Origin of the sequence: Tenacibaculum maritimum NCIMB 2154 (assembly GCF_900119795.1) — a bacterium.
Classification (GTDB): Bacteria; Bacteroidota; Bacteroidia; order Flavobacteriales; family Flavobacteriaceae; genus Polaribacter; species Polaribacter maritimus.
Genome location: NZ_LT634361.1, coordinates 3,389,656 through 3,412,758, shown reverse-complemented (window position 1 = coordinate 3,412,758; position 23,103 = coordinate 3,389,656). Strand labels below are relative to the sequence as shown.

Sequence of the window (23,103 nt, the reverse complement as noted above, 5' to 3'; positions counted from 1 at the left end):
GTAAGAAATAATTAAATGGATTTGCACCTATACAATTTACGAATTAAAACAATTTAAAGTAAAAAGAATACTTTTCCTTGCTACTTTATTACGTAAATAAAAAGTACCGCTTTCTTTTAAGGTAATTATCAAATCATAATTAGTACTAAAATGTCATATGCCTTTAGGTTAAAGCTAAGATATTACGCTATGTTTTAGGCAATATTAAATGAATGTTAAGTTAAGTTAGCTGTATATATGTTTGTCATATTATCGTTACTTTTGAAAAAGAACAAACTAAAAAAATACTGATGAATACTAGTGATATTAAAATTTTATTGGTTGATGACGAACCAGATATTTTAGAAATTGTAGGATATAATTTAAAATCAGAAGGTTACCAAATATTTACAGCAAGCAATGGTGTAGAAGCAGTAAAGGCAGCGAAAAAGATTTTTCCTCATTTGATATTATTAGATATTATGATGCCAGAAATGGATGGTATTGAAGCTTGTGAAAAAATTAGAAAAATAAAGTCATTTGAAAATGTAATTATTTCATTTTTAACCGCTAGAGGTGAAGATTACTCACAAGTAGCTGGTTTTGATGCGGGTGCAGATGATTACATAACCAAGCCTATTAAGCCAAAAGTATTAATTAGCAAGGTGAAATCATTGCTTCGACGTTTAAAAACAGAAGCGCAAATGGATACTACTGTTAAAATAGGAGATATTGTTATCAATCGTGATGAATATGTTGTGCTTAAAGGAACGCAAAAAATTACATTGCCACGTAAAGAGTTTGAGCTTTTATCACTATTAACATCAAAACCAGGAAAAGTTTTTAAAAGAGAAATTATTTTAGATACTGTTTGGGGAAATGAAGTAGTTGTTGGAGGAAGAACCATTGATGTACACATTCGAAAACTGAGAGAAAAAATAGGAGATGGTTATTTTAAAACTGTAAAAGGAGTGGGGTATAAATTTGTTTTGGAAGAACAAGATTAAAAATTAAGCTACTATTTATAGATTATTTTTATGTTCGTTTAATTTTTTTCAATGTGATCAAAAATACTCCTTAGAGTATCCTTTTACTTTATGCAATTTAAAAACTTCTAAAAATCAACTAGATATAAAGATTATCATTTTTGTATATGAAAAAAATAAAAAAAACATATAAATATGCTCTTTGGACAGCGATGTACTTAACATTATTATCTATTGGAGCAGTGATACTGACGTATTTATTTATATTAAAAACCTTAAGCATACTAACAATACTAATATCAGCTATTCTTCTTTTTAGTATCTCTTTTTTTATTATCCAATATAGAGCAGAACATTTTATATATCAGCGAATTAAAAAACTATATGAAGATATTTCTATTTTAGATGTGAATGATTTAAAGCGTAAAAAAGTAACAACAGATGTTGAGGCATTGACAAAGAGTGTACAAGAATTTGTTCAAGGAAAAAGTGAAGAAATTGCAGATTTAACTGAGAGAGATTCTTTTCGAAGGGATTTTTTAGGAAATGTATCACATGAGTTAAAAACGCCTCTTTTTACAGTACAAGGATATATATTAACTCTTATAGAAGGCGCAGCAGATGATAAAGAAATAAGAGATAAATATTTAGAAAGAGCTAATAAAGGAGTAGATAGGCTTACGTCCATAGTTAAAGATTTAGATATGATTGCTAAATTAGAAACTGATGGAATGAAAATGAATATCGAAACGTTTAATATTTTAGAGTTGGTACAAAATGTATTTGACTTATTTGAAATGAAGGCTAAAAAAAGAAATATTACTCTTAAGTTTGATCGTGTTTATGAATTTCCTTTCTTTTTAAAAGGAGATATTGAGCGTATAGAGCAAGTTCTTATTAATTTGGTGGTCAATTCAATTAAATATGGAAAGATAGGAGGGGTTACTACAGTAAGTGTTGAAAGTTATAATGAAAATAAGTGTATTGTTAAAATAGTTGATGATGGAGAAGGAATCAAACAAGAACATTTATCTCGTTTATTTGAGCGATTTTATAGAGTAGACCAAAGCCGCTCTCGTGAACAAGGAGGCTCTGGTCTTGGTTTATCTATTGTAAAACATATTATTGAAGCTCATAATGAAACAATTTTGTTAAAAAGCACCTACGGAGAGGGTTCTGAGTTTTCGTTTACATTAGAAAAAGCTGATTTAATAAGTTAAATCAAATCCAATATCTTTTCTATAATTCATTTTTTCAAATGAAATTTTATCAATGCTTTCGTATGACTTTGTTAAGGCTTCTTGAATCGTATTACCAAAGGAAGTTATAGCCATTACGCGTCCACCATTAGTAATTACTTTTCCATTTTGTATTGTGGTACCAGCATGAAAAACAATAGCATCTTCATTTTGAATAGTGTCAAAGCCTGTAATTTCTTTTCCTTTTTCATAAGCTTCTGGATACCCTCCAGAAACGAGCATAACAGTAGTAGCTGTTTTTGGAGTTACTTCATATGATTTTGTAGCTAAGGTTTGATTGGCAACTCCTTCAAATAAATCCAATAAGTCTGATTGGATTCTAGGCAGTACAACTTCAGTTTCAGGATCTCCCATGCGAACATTATATTCAATTACTTGTGGGTTTCCGTTTACATTCATTAAACCAATAAAAATAAAGCCACGATAATCTATACCTTCTTTTTGCAAACCATTTATAGTGGGTTTTATAACGCGCTCTTCTACTTTTTGTAAAAAACCATCAGTAGCAAACGGTACAGGAGATATTGCTCCCATTCCACCCGTATTTAAACCTTTATCACCTTCTCCAATACGTTTATAATCTTTAGCAGAAGGTAGTATTTTATAATTTTTACCATCGGTTAAAACAAAAACAGATAATTCTATTCCATTTAAAAACTCTTCAATAACTACAGTAGAAGAAGCCTCTCCAAATTTTTCGTTAGAAAGCATTTCTTCCAACGCTTGTTTAGCTTCATTTAGTGAATTTAAAATTAAAACACCTTTACCAGCAGCTAAGCCATCAGCTTTTAAAACATATGGAGCGTTTAAAGACTCTAAAAACTCAAACCCATTCTGTAAGCTTACTTTTGTAAAAGATTGATACTTGGCAGTAGGAATATGATATTTTTCCATAAACTGTTTAGAAAAATCTTTGCTACCTTCTAACAAAGCACCATCCTTTTTAGGACCAATTACGGGAACCTCTTTTAAATCATTATCAGATAAGAAAAAATCGTGGATTCCAGCAACCAAAGGAGCTTCAGGGCCTACAACAACCATGTGTATTTGGTGTGTTAAAACGGCTTCTTTTATAGCGTTAAAATTGGTTGGACTAATGTTTAAGTTAGTAGCTAATGTATGAGTTCCAGCGTTACCAGGAGCTACAAATAATTGATTGATTTTGTTACTTTCGGAAAGCTTTTTCGTAAAGGCATGCTCTCTACCTCCAGATCCTAAAATTAAAATATTCATTTGTTGTTGTGTTGTTGTATATGCAAATATATCTTTTATAACATGAACTCGTTTAAACTTTTTTAATTTGCTGAAAAAAATGCTGTTTTGAGAACTTTTTTACTTTAACATTACAAGTGATTTCAACTTTTGGTATTGAAGTGAAAATGAGGGTAAAATAAGACCAATTTCCAGGTATCAGAAAAAGTTGAAATCACTTCTATTAAAAAAGTTAAGAATGTTTAAGGTAAGAATAAAGAAGAAGTCTTTTTTACCTAAAAAGTGCGCCATTTATTAAAATACTTTATAGCGGACACAATATGATAATACAATAGTTTTATATTTTTTGAAGAACCTTTTTTTAAAATATGGAAAATTTTTTCTTTAGGATAATAGAGTTTTTTCTTTCCTAAAAGATCTATTTTTCTACAAATATCTACATCTTCCATATATAAAAAATACCGTTCATCAAATCCTCTTAATTGAATAAAATCCGAGGTATTGTATAAATGGAAACAACCCGCAATATATTCTGAATAAAAAGGTTTTGTAAGGTCTTTATCTCTATATTCCCCCTTGTCAATAATAGATGAAAACCATCCAAATCTCCTCATTAATAATTCTAAAGGGCTCGGATACCTTCTACAAGAATATTGATGTGTATTATTAGGAAAAACGGCTTTAGGAGCAATCATAGCCAAACGATGATCCTTTTTTAACTGATTTATTAAATTAGGAAGTACTAAAGGTGTAAAAGAAACATCAGGATTTAAGACTAAGTGATAATTAGAAAGGTTTTTAATTTTAGCGATAACATTATTATGTCCAACTCCAAAACCACGATTTTTTCCTATAAAAATATATTCAACATCAGCGTGTTTAATAATAGATGCTAAGGAATTTGTAGGAGAGTTATCAACTAAAAATAATTTTTTAGTAAGTGGTATTGCTAAAAAATTATCAATTGTTTTTTTTAGAATAATAGGGTCTTCTTTATATAAGACAATGGTAGCAGATATATCTATTTTTATATTCAATTAATAGGCTTTTTCGTCTCCTTTAAAGACATTTAAAACTGTTTGGATGATGATTTTAATATCTAAGAAAAAAGACCAGTTTTCAATATAAAAAACGTCAAGCCGAACACGATTTTTAATATCTGATTTTTTCTGTATTTCACCTCTATATCCGCTTACTTGTGCTAAACCTGTAATACCTGGTTTTACTGATTTTCTTTCCATATAATTGGCAACATCTTTTTCAAATTGCAAAGACTCTTCTTTTATATGAGGCCGTGGGCCAACAACACTCATATTACCTTTTAAGGCGTTAAAGAATTGAGGTAGCTCATCAATACTTGTTTTACGTAAAAAAGCTCCTACTTTGGTAACTCTAGTATCATTTTTAGAGGTATGTTTTTTTTCAGCGCTACTATCTGACTTCATAGAGCGAAATTTATAGCAAGTAAAATGGTTTCCTTCTATACCTTCGCGTTCTTGCTTAAAAAACAAAGGACCTTTAGAGTCTAATTTTACAATAATCCATAAAATAGGTACTACCCAAGACAGAACGAATATACAAACAAAGGTGGAAAAAATAATATCAAAAACCCTTTTTATAATTCTATTTTCAATTAGATCAAAAGGGAGTTTTTGAACGTCTAATACCGTAATTGTATCTTCATAGTAAGTTGCGTTATAATTTTTGCTATATAGTTCAGTAGCACTAGGAATTAGTTTGATCGTTTTTGAATATTTATTAGCAAACTTTGTAAAGTCTTTGATTTGGTTTTTTGTTAAGCTTTGTATAGAGCAATAGATTTCATCCACCTCTTTTTTTAGAATGTTTTTTTTGCTATCAATTAATGCTCCTAAATAATCGTTTTTTTTAGAAGTTTCATCATCAAAAAAACCTATAAATTGATATCCTAACTCTTTTTTGTTTTTAAAGAGTTCAATAAGTTTTTTAGAATTAGAATCGTAACCAATAATCACTACATTTCTGTAGTTATTTCCTTTAGATCTGTATTTTTTGAGAAGGTAAAAACTAATGATTTTAGAAAAAGAAATAGCGAATATTATTAAAGAAAGAATACGTGTTTGATTGTTTACAATAATTCCTTCTCTAAATAGTCCGAAATAGGTAAAATACCCTAGAAAAAAAAGGGAAAATTGGATGATTAAAAGCTTTATTATTTTATAAATACTAGTATATCTATGTGTTATGTAAAACTTTATGGAAAAGGATGAGATTAACCAAAAAAGGTTTATATAGCTTAAAAAAGATATATTAAGGTATTCTTTATCAGAAATAGAAAAGACAACAATATTGATAATAAAAATATCAATAAGAAGTAAAAGTGGAACAATAAGGTGCGAATATCTTTTTTTCAAGGGAGCAGTATAGTTTTATAAATATTTTCTAGCTTATGAATAGTGTTTTGAATGCTATAATTTTTTAAGAAGTCCTCATGCGCGTTTTGGGCAAATAGGGTTCTAGTAGTTTTATCTTTTAATAACTGAATAATTTTTTTAGCAATTTCACCTTCATTTTCTGAAACTAAAAAGCCATTGAAATTGTTTTTAACCAAATCTTTATTTCCATCTACATTGGTTACTACGCAAGGTTTTGATAAAGCCAAAGCCTCTATAACAGAGTAAGGAAGACCTTCATATCTTGAAGTAGAGGTATATATCTGGCACTTTTTCAGTATATCCATGGTTTCTAAGCGATCGCACCAAGGAACCAATGTTATATTTTTTTCAAGGGCGTACTTTTTGATTAAAGCTTCAATATCTTTTATTAATGGAGAATATAGACCTACTCCTAAAATGACTAAATGAACTGTGCTTATTTTTTGCCTTATTTTGGCTATTGATTTGATTAATAGTTCTGTATTTTTTTGATAAGAAGGACGCCCAATAGAGCATATAAATTCGTCAGGGAATATAAAATTGCTATTATTCTTCGCTTTTATAGGATATTCGATAGAATTATTCCATACATATACTTTTTCTTTTTTTAAGCCAACATCATAAATAGCTCTATGATATTCAGAAGCAGAGCAAGCTATTGTATTGGCATTAAAAAAACGGAAAAGACTTTCAACACCTTTGAAAAGTTGCTTTTTAAGTTTTGATTTTGTACTTAAAAAAGAGTAGGCATGAGGTGTATATACGACAGGTATTTTTAAAACAATAGCAGCAAACCTACCTAAAACCCCAGCTTTAGCACTATGGCAGTGTACAATAGTTGGTTTTTCTTTCTGTAAGATATTTATGATTTTAAAAAAGCATTTGATATCATTTATTGGGCTGATTTCGCGTATTAGGTTAACATGAAATTTTGTAATACTTTTTTCGTTAGCATTTTTTATGTCAATTCCCTTCTCTTTAGTATTACAGATGATACTATTAGAAAAAGTATTATTATCAATATTTTTTGATAATAAATCAATATAAACTCCAATGCCTCCTAGAGGCCGCGCTATGTGAATTATTTTAATCATCTAATGATTTTCTTTTTACTGAAAAAATGAGAGTAAAAAGAAAAAATAAAGATATTCCTTTTCCTCTAACTAAGATAGATTCTGTAAACATAATAATTAAAAAGAACAAGAAGAAATATATAGCATTGTTAGATTGTTTTATAAAATAAAGAAGTAGAAATATGAAATATAAAAAAGAAATAAACCCCATTGAAACCATTACATTTAAGTACTGATTGTGTGAGTTTATAGGTTTAAAGTGTTTGTATCCATCTTTTATTATTTTATTGCTAATTTGATTTGTAACATTTTGAATACCTATACCCAATAGAAAATGTTCTTTAATTTCTTGTAGTGTATATTTGGTTACTAAAAAGCGCTGATTCATATTACGCCATGAATTGTTAATTAGATATTCTTTGTTATTTGTTTTTACAGCATTATATAGATGTTGAATTTCTTGGATGCCGTATTGCACACGAGGTATTTTGGTTCCTATAAAGGTAAATCCAAAAAGTAATAGTCCTACTAAGCAAACTTTTTTATAAGTTGAAAGGTTAATTTTTGTGTATGCATAAAAAAGAAGGCTGATTATTACAGCGATTAATGAGATTCTAGCTCCTGTATAAGCTAGTAATATAACTAATATGGAAAAGATACAAATATCTATAAAGGTATTATAATAGTGTTTTTTTACAGCGTATAAGTAGAGTAATAAACAACAAGCGGCTCCTAAAAACATACCATAATACACATGGATAATTCCTATATATTTTGGAAAAAATGTATTTGTTTTTAAGAAGAGTGTTCCATGATATATATTCGTTATAAATAGGAAAAAAGTAGCTACTAAGATAGAAGATATATATACTTTTATTGATTTCGTTATTGAAAAATTGAAGTTTTGTTTTTTTATACCTAAAAACAAAAAAGGTATTAAGAAGTAGTAAATATATACATCTAATCCTTTTAAATAAGGAGGAAATATAAAGTGATTTATAAGAATAAGCCCAGAAAAAATTAGGATAATAATTTCAGAGGTATATCGAGGGGTATTAGTTATATTCCTTTTAAAGTATAAAATACTTAAAAAAATAAGAAGTGCGATGAGTATGATTTTATGAATGCTGCCATAGAAGATAGCCGCATATATTAACAGGTAAAAAAAAGTAGTAAAAAAATAGGTAGCTGATACTTTGTTTTTAAAATACCTGTAAAATTGATAACCAATAACGAGTATGATCGTAGGAGTGATTACTTTGCTAGTAAAAACAAAGCAAAGAGATACTAAGGAAAATAAGATTAGCGCGTATATATCTGTAATAACGCTGCCTTTGTATAGTTTATTAAAAATGTTCATATAATTCATTCAATTTTTTAACGTAGGTATTGATTTGGAATTTTTCGGTAAAAGTACTAAATCCTTTTTGAGCCAGCCGCTCTCTTAAAGAGGAGTTATTTATTAAAAGTAGGATATGGTTGGCTAGTTCAATATGGTTTTCTGGTTCAAATAATAAGCCGTTTACGTTATGATTTATCAATTCAGAAGGTCCTTCAATATTACTAGCAATAATAGGAACTTTTGCTCTAAAAGCTTCTAATAAAACAATACCGAAACCTTCCCAAATTGAAGGCAAAATAAAAATACCAGCATTATTATAAAAAGGGTTCGTATCTTCTTGTTTTCCTACAAAATTAACCAAGTGCTTTATTTGTAATTTTTTAGCAAGAGTTTCTAATTCTTTTTTTAAGCTACCATCACCAACAATCGTGGCAGTTATATTTACATTTTGTTGTTGTTTTAGTTGATAAATAGCTTTTAGAAAAGTAGGTATAGATTTTTGTTTTTCTAATCTACCAATAAATAACAAATTAATGGTCTTGTTTTTGGTTGTTTTATAAGCTTTGATAGAATTAGGAATAGCGTTATAAAGTAAAAAAGAGCGATTTTGAGGTAGTTTTAATTTTTTTAAAACGTGCTCTTCTACGGACTTAGAAATAGAAATAACTTTACAGTTTTTACTAATTTTTAAAAAGAGATAAGTATAACATTTAAAAAAGATGGCGTCCAAAAAGTTCTTTTTAAAATAAATATTATGCATGGTACAAAAAATGTTAGCTTTTTGATTTCTAGCACTCCAAATACCTAATAAATCTGCATGTCCTAAGTGTGTATGTATTACAGTTGGTTTTACAGTTTTATAATATTTTTTTAATCGGGATACTGTTAAAAAATTTAAAGGAATTTGTTTTACTTTTATGTTTGCATCTAAAACAGGAACTAAATCTTTAATAGGTTTTAGGTAAATTATATGTACTGAATGTTGCTTTACTTGTTCATTAACTACATTTACTAATAACTTTTCAGCACCTCCAATTCCAAGTGAGGTTATAATATGTATAATGGTCATGGTTGAATACTTTTTTGTTCTCTATAAATCAACTGAACGAATGCAAATAAAATCCATATAGGAGCATGGTAGAAGTCTGCTACAATGAATATATGAAAGAGAAGAGTGATGTTACTGAATAAAATAAAGTTTCTAATATGTATAGGTAATAGCATTACTTTTTCAATAATTTTTTTGATGAATCCCATAAAAAAGACAAAAGCAATGAAGCCAATATCAGAGAGTATGGTTAAATAAATACTCAAATAACCTTCTGTATCTTCATGAACACCAAACCCAGGACCATTACCTAAAATAGGATGTTTAAAAAAATTGACTAAAGCCCTTTGCCATTGCAACAGTCTTTGTCCGCTAGAAGAATAAGATTTATGGCTTTCATTAAAGAATATTTTATTAGAAAAATCTTCTAGAAACTTATTACTATGACCAATGTCAAAGAAAATTATAAAGAAGCTACTTAATATTAATAAAGAAAAAACACCTACAATCCAAAAAAGTTGGGTTTTGGAAATGACTTTGTGTTGTAATTTATTTATTAAAAATATAATGATTAAAGCCACTAAGGTTAAGGTAATTCCAGCATTAGAAAGCATAGCAAAATGAACAAGAGCAAAGAGTATAAAAAGCCATTTAAATAGTTTTATTTTGTCTTTTTGGTAGAGGTAATATAAAGAAACTCCAAAATAAATATTATAAAATAAGGCCATGCTTCCAGGTTCTTCAGCAACCCCTCCTACACGAAACATATTAGATCGAATAAAGTAATTCATATTGGAAGATTCACTTGTAGCATAGGTTTCTCTAAGACTAAAATTGTAGTAATTTTTACCAATGAAGTCAATAAGTATAATGATAGAGCTAAAAATGAATGAGAGGTAGAATACTTTTGCTATTTTAATAGAAGAAACACGCAAAAAATGAATAATATATTTAGATAAAAAGAAGAAAAAGATAATAGCATTGGTATAGGCTAAAGAGTGATTAAAACTTCTTTTTTCTCTAAAACCTAAAAAAAAGCTTAACCAAATTAAACCCAAGAAAGAAAGTAAATAAAGATCTTCTTTTACAAGCCACTTTGTATTTATACGGTTATTTTTTAAGAGTGTAATTAATAGTGTAATAAAAAGTAATTGATTTATGATAACAGGTAATCTTAACCAAGCAGATAATGCAAAAAAACTGGTAAAAGGAGCAAAAAAAATAAATAAATAAAACAGTTTTTTAATCATTATTTACGAGAAGCTTTGGTATTAGAAATAAAAAATTAATTTTTTACAATATAAAAAGAACCTGGTTCTCTATTTACAGTGAGTCTAGGACATTTTGAGTGTAATAGTGCATAATGATTATGTTTTAAATAATTTACAGCACCAATAATTCTCCAATTTTTATTTGAATTTAAAAAAGCTTCTAAAAGATATTGTTCATTCCAAAGTCTATGCGTATCTATAACCCATTCTTTCAAATAGTTTCTAGGAGAAAAAATATCATGAATATGAACAATAACTCCTTTATTTAGTATGGGCAAAATTTCAAAGTATTCAAATAAAACATCGCCTTGAGGCTTAATAATATGTGAAGAATCAATAAATAAAATATCTCCTTCTTCCAAGGTTTTAAAAAAGCTCAATTCAATATTTTCTACCTTTTCTCTAATAACATTGATATTAAGTTTTTCTAGCCAAGGCATTTCATAAGGTTCTATACAAGTATGGAGGCAATTATATTCAAGATTTAATTCTTTATTTTTTAAAATAGCTTTTTGCGCTATTTTAGTTGAATGCCCAGACCCAATTTCGATGATTTTTTTAGGCTGCTTTAACCGTATCATATTATACCAATACTCTGCATCTCCTGAGCAAAAAGAACCATTATTAAAGTGAAAAGATAAATCGTTTTTATAGTCATCTGGTATTTCTGAAAACTCATTAGAAAAAGAAAAGCTTTTTAATAAAGCTAATTGCTCATTGATATTCCAGTCAATTCCCATTAAACTTCTTTCTTCGTTTAGAGGTTTTTGTAAATCTTTTTCAGAGAAAAATGGATCGTAATAATGATTTATAATAGGTATAACCCCTATTTTAACGAGCATTTTTCTAGTGAAAGGAAGTCGATTTAAACCAAGCCTTCTAACAAATTTTAGGATAAATGCAGCAGGAATAATAAAAGGTAATAACAAAATGTCTAATAATTTACTAATCTTATCAATCATTTTTATTCAATTTTGAGAGTTCTGGATACTTTGTTATAATTAAAGAGATATGTACAAATTACTTTTTTTTGAAAATAAAAAAACTTTTGAAAGTATCTCTACCAATTACTAAGCAATTAAAAATTATTCTTTTTAAATAGTAAAAATTCGTCCATTTAACATTGTTTTTTTTACGAATATGTTGATCTTCCTTTGCTGTTAGCCATAAGCTACTTAGTTGGCCAGTAGCTCCAGAATTTCTCATGTTTACAATTACCTTATCTGTAAATAAAAAAGAAGCATTTGCTTTATAAGCTCTAAAAATTAAATCGTAATCGGCTGACAATTTATATTGTGTGTCATAAAGACCTATTTTATTGTAAACAGTCTTATGAATAAATGTTGCAGGAAAATTTAAAGGCATTACTTTATGAACGTATTTACCTATATTTTTTTTGTTATAATAAAAACCATATGTCTTTTTATGAAGGGTGACTTTCCTTTTTTCACCAGAAACAATTGCGAATTTTTGGTTTGAAAAAACACGTATAATTTCTTCAATAGCGTTATTATTATACCAATCATCACTATTAATTATTCCTATAATATCACCAGAAGCTAAAGAAACCCCTTTATTATAAGCGTCGTAAATTCCATTGTCTTTTTCACTTAACCATTTATAACTGATTTTTTTTTCAGCAAATTTATCTTCGTAAGATTTTACAATATCTAAAGTAGTATCCGTAGATTTTCCGTCTATAATGAGGTACTCGATATTTGGATATGTTTGTTGTAATACTCCTTCAATAGTATCCTTTATAGTTACTGCGCTATTAAAAGAAACTGTAACAATGCTAACCAATGGATGTTTGCTCATAATTTTTTTAAGATTTTATTTATAGTAAGTTTTTTTTATAAGAAATATGATAGGTGTTAAAAACAATAAACAATTCAACAATGATTAATACACTTATGAAATAATCAACAATAAATAATTTACCTAAGAAAATAATGAATATCAAAACTAAATATAAGGCTACTGACGAGAGCATTGTTTTCATAAATAATTTTTGATACCCAAAGGCATTTAAACTAACTACTAAATAGTAATTGCTCAAATTGTAAAGTAGTATTATTAATGAATAAATTTTTAAGTAATAGCTTATTTTTTCATGATGTTGCTTCGTAACTAAATAAATAATTTCATTAGCAAATAACCAAACTCCAAAAACAATAAAAATTGAGCTAATAGCCATTAATTTGGTGATATTTCGTACAATTTTTTTATCCTTTGTTTTATTTACAAAAGGGATTAAAACCGTTCTAAGTACTGTTGTAGGAACCGCTAATATTTTAATAATTTTTTCAACGATGTCATAATACGCTAAATTAGTCATTCCAATGAAAGAGCCTATTAAAAATCTATTAGAGTTGGTAAATACTTGTATAGATAGTGTAGAAGTAAAGTATAAAAGGCTCTCTTTAGCGTATTTTTTTATTACGGCATAAGGAGGTATTATAAACCTTATTTTTTCTTTAGTATAAAGTATATATAGTCCAATACAAATAGAAATTATTGAACCGATTCCTTGAAAAGTAGGAACGAATAAATAATCATTAGGAGATTTTATATAAACGAAAATTAAAAGAACAAAGACTACCCTGCTTATTAAATCAATATAAGTAATATATTTCATTTTTTCAATTCCTTGAAAAACCCAAAAAGGAAATAAAAACTCGTATAAAGCTAAGTGCATTGTAATAAAAAAAAGCAATTGATGCTCTTTATATTTTAAAAAGAAAGAAGAAAATATAAAGAAGCAGAAGGTAGATATAAGAAAAATAACGCCTTTTATGATATATACACTACTAACAATTTCATTTACTTTTTTTTTATTATCTCTATGTATAGAAATTTCTTTTGTACCTGATAAAGCAAAGCCAAAACTTATGAAAATGACTAGATAAACTACTATTGATTCTGCAAAAATGACCAAGCCATATTTTTGAGAACCTAGAGTTTGTAATAAATAAGGAAATACAATTAGAGGTAAGATTAAATTAAAAACCTTAATAACTGTTAAGTAACCTAGGTTAGCCAACAGCCCTTTATATTTTTGTAAAGTAGCATTTCCTTGAGCAAACATTTTTAGTGTTAGATTAATCTGTTAAGATATTATATAAATGGTCTATTTCTTCTTTAATAGAAGTATGATGGTTTCCTACAAAAAAGCCGTTTTTATCAATATAATCAGCATTTTTTAATTTCTCAAAAATTTCATAATCAAAAAATCGGAGTACTTCTTTACGTGCAAAGTTACCTGTTACTATAGGACGGCAATCTATGTTGTTTTGAGTTAGTTTTTGTACAATTTCTTCTCTTTTTAAGGTAGAAGTAGGTTTGATTACAAAACTAAATCCGAACCAGCTACTAGCGCCTATTTCTTTTTGAATGAAAAAATCTTTATGGTTTTTGAAGCGAGATTGAAAATATGTTGCATTTTCTCTTCTTTGCTTAATAAAGGAAGGTAGTTTTTTCAATTGTTCAATGCCAATAGCTCCGCTCATTTCTACAGGACGAACATTATAACCAGGTAAGATAAATCGAAAAGATTCTTCAAATTGGTTATTTGATTTATTAGCTACTTTGTTAATTTCTGGTAGATGACGTGTCCAACCGTGTGATCTAGTAGCTAATAAAATATGGTAAAGTTCTTCATTATCAGTACAAATTAATCCTCCTTCCATTGTAGCCATATGGTGAGAGAAAAAAGTAGAGAAAGTTCCCATAACTCCAAATGTGCCTGTTTGTTTGTTATTGAATTCTGCTCCCATTGACTCACAATTATCTTCTAATAAAATAATATTTCTATCTCCTATAATTTTAGTGATAGTTTCGTAATTATTTGAATTGCCTAGAAGATTGACTGCAAAAATCATTTTAGTTTGATCAGAAATAGCATTCTCTAAAGCGTCCAAATCAAAATTTAAAGTATGCAAATCAATATCAACAAATTTTAATTTTAAGCCATATTGATATAGAGGATAGTATGTTGTTGACCATGAAACGGCAGGAACAATAACTTCATCTCCTCTTTTTAGTAGGGGAGTTTTAGTATAAAATAGGGCGGCAACAGCTAATAAATTTGCAGAAGAGCCAGAGTTTACCATGACGGCATATTTGGCTCCAACATAATCAGCAAATTGATGCTCAAACTCTTTTACACTTGCTCCCATAGTGTACATATCTTTGTTTATAACAGACTGGATTGCTTTTATTTCATTCGAGTCCCAAGTAGAAGAAGCTAAGGGGTATTTCATAATATTAATAATTTTGTTTATAAAATTCAATTGTTTTACGGAGGCCTTCTTCTAAAGAAGTATTAGAACTCCAACCAAATTCGTTAAGTTTTGTTACGTCAACAAGTTTTTGTTTCATACCTACAGGTTTTTTAGTATCATGTATAAAACTGCCTTCAAAATTGCTGATTTTAGCTATGGTTTTATAGTAATCATTAATTGTATAATCTTTTCCTAAGCCAACATTTATATTGGTTGGCATTTCGCTAAAGTTTTCAATAGCGTAAAAAATAAAGTCTGCAAGATCTTCTGCATACATAAATTCTCTTCTAACAGTACCATCTCCCCAAATAGTAACAGTTGTTTCTTTTTTATTTTTTGCAGTTATAATTTTTTTAATAACGGCAGGAATCATATGAGAATTTTCAGGAGAAAATTTATCAAATTTGCCATATAAATTACAAGGAATAGCTGTTTTGTATTGGAAATAGTTATTCTCGGTACAGATATATTCGCAAAGTTTTGTAGCAAAAATTTTAGCAAGAGCGTATCCTTCATTGGTAGGTTCTAAAGCACCTTTCAGAATTAAATTTTCTTGTAAAGGATTTTTACCTTCTCTAGGATACATACAAGAACTACTTAGGTTAAGTAACTGTTGAATATTATTTTCTTTAGCTGCCAATATGATATTTCTACCCATATCTGTATTTTTAACTAAAAAATCTACAGGGCGTTTGATATTTGCTTGAATACCTCCAACTAAACCGGCGGCATGAATTATAAAATTTGGCTGATGTTTTTTTATATAAGTATAAACATCGGTATAGTTTAGTAAATTGAGTTCGTTGCTATTTGGAGCTAAAAATAGGTGATTGTAATTTTTTGAGTAAGAAAGGATGTTTTTTCCAACCATTCCTGTACCTCCTGTTAATAAAATTTTCATAATTAGTTTCCAAAATATTCTTTGTTAACGAAGCCCCCTTGTTGTAAGTATATTTCCTTTTTAACTAATGAAAGATCATTTTGTACCATTTCTTTAACCATTTCGTTTAATGAATATTCAGGAATCCACCCTAGTTTTTGTTTAGCTTTAGAAGCATCTCCAATAAGTAAATCTACTTCTGTAGGTCTATAATAATGAGGGTCAATTGAAATTACTTCTTTTCCAATTTTAACTTGATATTCAGGATTATTGCAAGATTTAATAAAGCCTTTTTCTTCTTTCCCTGTTCCTTTGAATTCTATTTCAATGCCTACTTGATTGAAAGCCATTTTAATAAGGTCTCTTACCTTTGTTGTTTTACCAGTGGCTATAACCCAATCTTCAGGAGCATCAGCCTGTAAAATCATCCACATCATTCTTACATAGTCTTTAGCATGCCCCCAATCTCTTTGAGCATCTAAATTACCTAAGTAAACTTTATCTTGTAACCCAAGAGCAATTTTAGCAATAGCTCTTGTTATTTTTCTAGTAACAAACGTTTCTCCTCGTATGGGAGATTCATGATTGAATAGAATGCCATTACAAGCATATATATTATAAGCTTCCCTATAATTTACGGTAATCCAGTATGCATACATTTTAGCAACCCCGTATGGGCTTCTGGGGTAAAAAGGAGTGGTTTCCGTTTGAGGAACTTCTTGAACTTTTCCATATAATTCAGAAGTTGAAGCTTGATAAATTCTTGTTTTCTTTTCAAGGTTTAAAATTCTAATAGCTTCTAACAAACGCAAAGTACCTAGCCCATCAACATTAGCCGTATATTCAGGAGTTTCAAATGAAACATGTACGTGGCTCATGGCGGCTAAGTTATAAATTTCATCAGGCTGTATTTGCTGAATTATTCTGGTAAGATTAGTACCATCTGTCATATCTCCATAGTGTAAGAAAAAGTTTCTGTTTTCTACATGAGGGTCTTGGTATAGGTGGTCAATTCTATGAGTATTGAAACTAGAAGATCTTCTTTTTATTCCATGAACTTCGTATCCTTTTTTTAATAGGAATTCACTTAAATAAGCTCCATCCTGGCCGGTAATTCCTGTTATTAATGCTACTTTTTTCATGCTAAAGGTATAAAATTGGGGCTTTTATTTGTATTACTTAATGAAGAATTTCAAAAAAGATTATTCTTTATAAGAGTTTAAGAAACGATTTAATTTTAAAAGTAGCAGGAGCAATATCATTAATCCTGCTCCAGTAAGAGCTGATAAGAAACCATAGTTTTTGTCAATTCCTTTTATTTCATAACCAATAGGTTGAAAGCTAGAGATAATATTTATTATTTCAGATTTGTCAGATTTATCTTCAATGATTTCTTTTAGGTCTTTATTAATTAATTTACTTGTTTTAAAAAGTTCTAATTCTTTATTTGAAGATTTCTCCTCACCTCCTAAGTCAATATTAATTCCAGAGGTTTGTTTTCTGGCATTCTCTAGCATTACCATTTTATAAACGTCATGTAAAGAATCTGTTTGAGATAGGTTTTTCCGAAGTAAAGAATCTGTTCTATTTAAATTTTCGTTCGTTAGTTTCTTTAGTTTATTAAAATATTTATTTTCGGTAATAGAGGAAATAATTACGTCATCTAAATAAGAAAATAAATTTCGTTGAGTAGATTCAACATGAATTCTATGAATTTTATAGTCATATTTAGTAAATGCTTTTTTAAAGGCATCAAAAGAGTAACTTTTAGCAGCTAAAGTATCTACAGATAATATTAGTTCATCATAGTAGGTTAAAATATCATTATCATTTTCTACAGGGCTAATGAAAAATCTTTTTAAGGAAGCTCCTTCTTTATTAGATATAGAGAAGGTTTTAGCAAGCAAGATACTATCTTTTTGATTTGCTAAATCATTATAATAATGAATATTACTATACAGCTGCCTTGTACTTTTAAAATTGGGTTGTACAAGCATATCGGCACCAAAACGTTGGTGCTTATTATATTCCATAAAGGATCCTATAACAGCACCTATAATTGTAGCTAACGCTATTTTAAGAAAGTGACGTTTTAAAAAAAGTAAAACAAGAATAAAAAAATGAACTACATTATTAATAGAGGACATAATAAAATTGAAAAGAGTAGAAAAACCTTTTCCAATTATTATAAACAAACTTCCTAATTCTATATCGTCATTTTTTTGTGCTTCCTCTTTGGGCATGGTATGGGGTTTTAATATAAAAAGTTACAAGATTTGCTCTAATATTTTTTTTGTAATAGCATATGTTGGAGTAACTCCACTCATACCTAATCCTCCAGAAGCTAGTGTTGCTCCTGTTTCTAAAGGGTTATCAGAGGCATAATAAGCATAACGAACTTTTACATTTTCAGAAACATTACCTCTAATTTTGGAAGCAGATTGAATTGCTTTTTGATAGTGAGCGCCTTCCATTTCTAGCCCGATAACCTTCCATGTAGAATCGTGGAAAAATTTGAGTAAATCTTTGTTTTGTAAGGAAGTACCTAATACAGAAATCATAGATCCGTCGAAAACATTTACACCAAAGCCTTCTAAATCTTCTTTTGATAATTCATTTTTAAAGGGGTAGTTGTCGGCTGTCCCTTCAAAAATATGCGCTGAAGGAATCATAATATCTCCTTTACCACCTTCTAAAATACCAGCTTTTCCCATAATAGAAACCGACTTTATATTCAAGTGAATACTTTCGTCTTTGGTTTTATAAGGTTTTAAAAGCTCGTCCATAGTTTCATAAGCTTGTTCGCCAAAGGCGTAGTCCATTACGATGATAACAGGTTTTTCATCGTTAGAATTTACCCTTTCGAAAGGAGTATTTTCTAGATTAATTTTTTCTGTATCAATAATTTGAACATTGATGTTCGTTCCTGATGTATCCTTTAAATAAATTAAGCCATTTTCAGAAGCATAATTTTTTATTGTTTTTTGTAAAAGCTTGCTATTTTCATCACTTAAAAGCTCATATAATTCGAAATTTTTATGAGTTTTAGCTTCTTTAGGTAAAGCATCATGTGCGTATATAGAGTTTAAAACACTATGCATATTTGCGCTAATAATATGGGTAGGCCTATGAAGTAAGTTATTTTCTAACATAGTCTTCTTTATATTATTTGCCCATATTTCGCCATAAAAATGATGTCCAATTTGTTCGTTTAATACAGAACTAAAGGTAATAGAACGTTTTTTATTTTGAACTACCTCATTAATAGCTAATTTTCCTAGCCAATAAATTAATTGAAAGAATCGATCAGGATTTTTATCCGTAGAAAATTTATTGTGAGCAGTTATAACTTCTTCATATGTTCTTCCTAAAATATTTCCAAGATGAACCATTGTAACCTCTCTTTCTTCTTGTGAAATTTGTTTATTATGTAAAACAATTTCTTCTAAGTTTATCCATTCTCTGGTATAATTTTCTCCTTCGTTTATTAAAACGCGATCTTTTATTTTATGAGATTCAATAAATAAGAAAGTTAGATGTGTAAGAATGTCATAAATTTCTGAGCGACCACGAGTAATTTCGATATTCATTTGGTCCTTATCTATGCGGTAACAGTTTCTTCTCCTTTTAGGAGGAATAATAGCTTTAAAATGAGAGTTTTTATAACCTTCATCAGCGGTTAAGTTAATAAACTGACATTCTTCTATGCCTTCAGGCAAACGTTCAATTACATATACCAAACCGTTAAGTTCCATTCTGTCTTCAGCAATTGAACCATAAATTTCAGGTCTTAATAGAAGTAATGACTTACGTAAAGTTTCTCCTGAAACTCCCATTGGTTTATAGAAACCGCGACTGAATAAGTGACGCATTGAGATGTATAACCTTTCAATGGCATTTGTAGACTCTTGAGCTCTCGTTCTTTCTTTTAATTTTGGTTGTGACATACGTTGTTTTAATCGGCAAAGATACTAAATTAACGATGGCTTATTATTTAGCCAATATGTTGTTATACTTTGACTTGTTTTTTAATATATTAATAGCTTGTTTTATAGTGTTGTCATGTTTTAGATGGTATTGGTAGGTGCCTTCTTTGTAGTGATAACGCTTTATAATTTCATCTTGTATTTGCTCTACTAAAAAATCTTTATTTTTTGAAATATTAGCTATTTTTATTTTAGCTAATTTTAGCTTTATTTTTTCATAATCATCGCTTATAATAGTGTTTTTATTAGCATTATAGGCTGTTTTAAAAAGAGATTCTTGCTTTGATAGAAATGTGGTATCTACTTTTTCAAGGTATTCTTTAAATGCATTGAAATCAGCATTATTAAATGAGTAATCATCAATATTTATAGCATTTTTTTTACTGGTATATACAGTAGCAAAATTAAATAATGCTTGAGATTTAAGTAGTTTTTTTGTGGCTTCTGTTTGTTTTGATCTGTTTATGAGAATGTCAGGAGTAACTCCACCGCCATCATACACTGTACGTCCATTTTTAGTAGTAAAAGAATTTACTGTACCTTCAGAGAATTTAGGAACTATACCTGTTTTAGGGTTTCTATTTTCATAATCTAACTCTTGAATACACCTTCCACTAGGAGTATAATATTTAGAAATAGTTGCTTTTAGCTGTGTACCGTATGATAATTTGAAATAGCGTTGTACAAGTCCTTTTCCAAAAGAGCGTTCTCCTAAAATAACAGCTCTGTCATAATCTTGTAATGCTCCTGAAACAATTTCTGAGGCTGAAGCAGAGCGACCATTTATGAGCACTACTATGGGAATTTCTAAATCTAAAGGTTCGTTATGCCCCTTGTAAATTTGACTTGCTTTTTTGAGCTTTCCTTTTGTTTCAACAACGTTACTGCCTTTGGGAGTAAAAAAATTAACAATATTGATAGATTCTCCTAGAGAACCTCCTGGGTTATTTCTTAAATCAAGAATCAGTTTTTTCATTCCTTGATCTTTTAAAGAAATGAAGGCTTTTTTTATTTCGGCAGCAGCTTTTTGACTAAATCTGCTTAATATAATATATCCTATTTCAGTATCAATCATTTCATAAAAAGGAACAGCGTCAATAATGATTTTATCTAATGTTAAATTAAAGGTCAAAGCTTTTCCTAGCCTGTCAACTTCAATGGTAACTTTTTTTCCAGGGCTGCCTTTTAATACCATAGCTAACTGATTTTTTTCTAATCCCTTTAATATTTGTCCATCTGCTTTGGTAATTATATCTCCAACTTTTAAACCAGCCTTATCTGCAACGTAGTTTTTATAAATTTCGGTTATGGTAATTCCGTTCTTATCATAAAAAACAGCAATTCCGATGCCTCCGTATTCTCCTTCTCGTCTAATTTTAGCATTTTCAACATCTTGTTCCGTAAAAAAATTAGTATAAGGATCTAGCCCTTTAAGAGTGTTTTTGATCGCTTTGTTAGTAAGCTCAGCAGGATTTATTTCATTTACATAGTTTATATTGAGTTCTTTGAAGAGATTATTGTAAATTTCAATTTGTTTTGCTATTTCAAAAAATTTCGATTGAAAAGAAAAAGATAAGGCTAGTATTCCTGCTAAAAGGATAAGTGCATGTTTTTTATTTTTTTTCATGTTTTTTCATGTTTATTTCACTAACAAATGAATTTAAAAGTTTGTCCATTTTTCGCTCTATATCAGAATAAGCCCATTCATCTTTGGCAAGATAAGAAATCATAAACACATAAGGTTCATTAAGTGAATTATAAACAGTGTATTTTTGTTTTCTGTAGGTTTCACGTAACAACCGTTTGATTCGGTTTCTATGAACAGCTTTTTTAAAATTTCTTTTAGGAACAGAAACCCCTATTTGAGCAGGAAAATTAGAGGTATGATTTGCTTGTAGGTAAACCATTCGAAGCGGAAAAACTTTAACAGATTTTCCTTCGCTATATAGCCTTCCAATTAATTTTTTACTTTTTAAACGTTCTTCCTTTCCGAGTGTAAATTTCACAATAAGTATCCTATAATTTTTGTAAAACTAAATAATATTAGTTGAATAGTAAAAAGAAGCAATGTAAACATGCTAAAAAGCTTAAAAAACATATTTTTTATAGTACTTTTGATAGAAAATAAGAACAAATGAAACCTGATTTATTTCAAGCGCCAGATTATTATCAATTAGATGAATTATTACATGAAGAGCATAAATTAGTAAGAACAGCTTCAAGAGAGTGGGTTAAAAAAGAAGTCTCTCCTATTGTTGAAGAGTATGCTCAAAAAGCAGCGTTTCCAAAACAATTGATTAAAGGATTAGGTCTTATAGGTGCTTTTGGTCCATATATTCCTGAAGCATATGGTGGAGCTGGTTTGGACCAGATTTCTTATGGGTTAATTATGCAAGAACTAGAAAGAGGAGATAGTGGAATTAGATCAACGGCTTCCGTTCAATCATCGCTGGTAATGTGGCCAATTTTTAATTATGGGAGTGAAGCCCAACGAAAAAAATATTTGCCGAAGTTAGCTTCTGGTGAATGGGTTGGTAGTTTTGGTTTAACAGAACCGAATCATGGCTCTAATCCAGGAGGTATGGAAACTCATTTTAAGGATATGGGAGATCATTTTTTGTTGAATGGTGCAAAAATGTGGATTTCTAATGCGCCAATAGCTGATATAGCGGTTGTTTGGGCAAAAAATGAGGAAGGACGTATTCATGGATTAATTGTAGAGCGAGGAATGGAAGGTTTTTCTACACCTAAAACAGATAATAAATGGTCGTTAAGAGTTTCCATAACAGGGGAGTTAATTTTTGATAATGTAAAAGTACCTAAAGAAAATATATTACCTAATAAATCAGGGTTAGGAGCTCCGTTAGGATGTTTAGATTCTGCTCGTTATGGAATAGCATGGGGAGCAATAGGAGCTGCAATGGATTGCTATGATATAGCATTGCGTTATAGTAAAGAACGTTTTCAGTTTGGAAAACCAATTGGTCAGTTTCAATTACAGCAAAAGAAATTGGCTGAAATGATTACAGAAATAACAAAAGCGCAATTATTAACATGGAGATTGGGTGTTTTGAAAAATGAAGGCAAAGCAACTTCAGCTCAAATTTCAATGGCGAAGCGAAATAATGTAGCAATGGCATTGAATATAGCAAGAGAAGCTCGTCAAGTGTTAGGGGCAATGGGAATTAGTGGTGCATATTCAATAATGCGCCATTCTATGAACTTGGAAAGTGTTATTACTTATGAAGGAACTCATGATATTCATTTATTAATTACAGGATTGGATATCACAGGTTTTAACGCTTTTAAATAGTTTTATTTTGAGTTAAAATTGACCCTTAATGATTAGTTGTTTTGTATAAAAAGATTT

The 23,103-nt window shown here is 29.1% G+C and carries 20 protein-coding genes; 3 read left to right on the top strand and 17 right to left on the bottom strand.

Annotated elements, in window-relative coordinates; genetic code table 11:
- Positions 1-290: 290 nt before the first annotated feature.
- A complete protein-coding gene (locus tag MARIT_RS15260) occupies positions 291-986 on the top strand; it encodes a response regulator transcription factor (RefSeq protein ID WP_024742463.1) in 696 nt (231 codons plus the stop codon).
- A 146-nt stretch (positions 987-1,132) separates the two neighbouring features.
- The gene (locus MARIT_RS15255; RefSeq protein ID WP_024742464.1) at positions 1,133-2,185 is read left to right on the top strand and encodes a sensor histidine kinase; all 1,053 of its coding nucleotides are present in this window, start codon (positions 1,133-1,135) and stop codon (positions 2,183-2,185) included.
- Here the strand turns inward: MARIT_RS15255 and purD are convergent.
- From purD to rnpA, 17 genes are all read right to left on the bottom strand, one after another.
- Entirely contained in the window at positions 2,174-3,457 is a 1,284-nt protein-coding gene (purD, locus tag MARIT_RS15250; RefSeq protein ID WP_100211965.1) for a phosphoribosylamine--glycine ligase, read from the bottom strand. The two genes, MARIT_RS15255 and purD, sit on opposite strands and share 12 nt — an antisense overlap.
- Positions 3,458-3,711: 254 nt before the next feature.
- Positions 3,712-4,473: a glycosyltransferase gene (locus MARIT_RS15245; protein WP_100211964.1), complete on the bottom strand. Its 762-nt coding sequence runs from the start codon at positions 4,471-4,473 to the stop codon at positions 3,712-3,714.
- Positions 4,474-5,829, bottom strand: coding sequence for an exopolysaccharide biosynthesis polyprenyl glycosylphosphotransferase (locus MARIT_RS15240; RefSeq protein WP_100211963.1), 1,356 nt, complete (start codon positions 5,827-5,829; stop codon positions 4,474-4,476). It lies immediately after the preceding gene.
- Positions 5,826-6,944, bottom strand: a complete 1,119-nt coding sequence (locus tag MARIT_RS15235) for a glycosyltransferase (protein WP_100211962.1) — start codon at positions 6,942-6,944, stop codon at positions 5,826-5,828. Before MARIT_RS15235 ends, MARIT_RS15240 begins: the two co-directional genes overlap by 4 nt.
- On the bottom strand, positions 6,937-8,283 hold the full coding sequence (locus MARIT_RS15230) for an O-antigen ligase family protein (protein ID WP_157926303.1): 1,347 nt from the start codon (positions 8,281-8,283) through the stop codon (positions 6,937-6,939). The genes MARIT_RS15235 and MARIT_RS15230 overlap by 8 nt, the downstream gene beginning before the upstream one ends.
- Complete coding sequence (locus tag MARIT_RS15225) at positions 8,270-9,334, bottom strand: glycosyltransferase family 4 protein (protein ID WP_024741900.1); 1,065 nt, start codon at positions 9,332-9,334, stop codon at positions 8,270-8,272. Before MARIT_RS15225 ends, MARIT_RS15230 begins: the two co-directional genes overlap by 14 nt.
- Entirely contained in the window at positions 9,331-10,563 is a 1,233-nt protein-coding gene (locus MARIT_RS15220) for an O-antigen ligase family protein (protein WP_100211960.1), read from the bottom strand. Before MARIT_RS15220 ends, MARIT_RS15225 begins: the two co-directional genes overlap by 4 nt.
- Before the next feature lie 35 nt (positions 10,564-10,598).
- Positions 10,599-11,546 (bottom strand): class I SAM-dependent methyltransferase, encoded by a 948-nt coding sequence (locus MARIT_RS15215; protein WP_100211959.1) that lies wholly within the window; start codon positions 11,544-11,546, stop codon positions 10,599-10,601.
- A 58-nt stretch (positions 11,547-11,604) separates the two neighbouring features.
- A complete protein-coding gene (locus MARIT_RS15210; protein WP_024741897.1) occupies positions 11,605-12,402 on the bottom strand; it encodes a glycosyltransferase family 2 protein in 798 nt (265 codons plus the stop codon).
- Positions 12,403-12,421: 19 nt separating this feature from the next.
- On the bottom strand, positions 12,422-13,672 hold the full coding sequence (locus MARIT_RS15205; protein ID WP_024741896.1) for an oligosaccharide flippase family protein: 1,251 nt from the start codon (positions 13,670-13,672) through the stop codon (positions 12,422-12,424).
- A gap of 13 nt (positions 13,673-13,685) precedes the next feature.
- On the bottom strand, positions 13,686-14,846 hold the full coding sequence (locus MARIT_RS15200) for a DegT/DnrJ/EryC1/StrS family aminotransferase (protein WP_100212054.1): 1,161 nt from the start codon (positions 14,844-14,846) through the stop codon (positions 13,686-13,688).
- A gap of 4 nt (positions 14,847-14,850) precedes the next feature.
- Entirely contained in the window at positions 14,851-15,768 is a 918-nt protein-coding gene (locus MARIT_RS15195; protein ID WP_100211958.1) for a GDP-L-fucose synthase family protein, read from the bottom strand.
- A gap of 2 nt (positions 15,769-15,770) precedes the next feature.
- Positions 15,771-16,889: a GDP-mannose 4,6-dehydratase gene (gene gmd, locus MARIT_RS15190; protein WP_024741893.1), complete on the bottom strand. Its 1,119-nt coding sequence runs from the start codon at positions 16,887-16,889 to the stop codon at positions 15,771-15,773.
- A 60-nt stretch (positions 16,890-16,949) separates the two neighbouring features.
- Complete coding sequence (locus tag MARIT_RS15185; RefSeq protein WP_100211957.1) at positions 16,950-17,990, bottom strand: hypothetical protein; 1,041 nt, start codon at positions 17,988-17,990, stop codon at positions 16,950-16,952.
- 24 nt (positions 17,991-18,014) lie between these two features.
- Complete coding sequence (locus MARIT_RS15180; protein WP_024741891.1) at positions 18,015-19,694, bottom strand: DUF6909 family protein; 1,680 nt, start codon at positions 19,692-19,694, stop codon at positions 18,015-18,017.
- A gap of 43 nt (positions 19,695-19,737) precedes the next feature.
- Positions 19,738-21,360, bottom strand: a complete 1,623-nt coding sequence (locus MARIT_RS15175) for a S41 family peptidase (RefSeq protein WP_100211956.1) — start codon at positions 21,358-21,360, stop codon at positions 19,738-19,740.
- The gene (gene rnpA, locus MARIT_RS15170) at positions 21,347-21,739 is read right to left on the bottom strand and encodes a ribonuclease P protein component (protein ID WP_100211955.1); all 393 of its coding nucleotides are present in this window, start codon (positions 21,737-21,739) and stop codon (positions 21,347-21,349) included. The genes MARIT_RS15175 and rnpA overlap by 14 nt, the downstream gene beginning before the upstream one ends.
- Before the next feature lie 128 nt (positions 21,740-21,867).
- Here rnpA and MARIT_RS15165 point away from each other — a divergent pair, with 128 nt between their 5' ends.
- Positions 21,868-23,046: an acyl-CoA dehydrogenase family protein gene (locus MARIT_RS15165; protein ID WP_024741888.1), complete on the top strand. Its 1,179-nt coding sequence runs from the start codon at positions 21,868-21,870 to the stop codon at positions 23,044-23,046.
- Positions 23,047-23,103 lie beyond the last annotated feature (57 nt).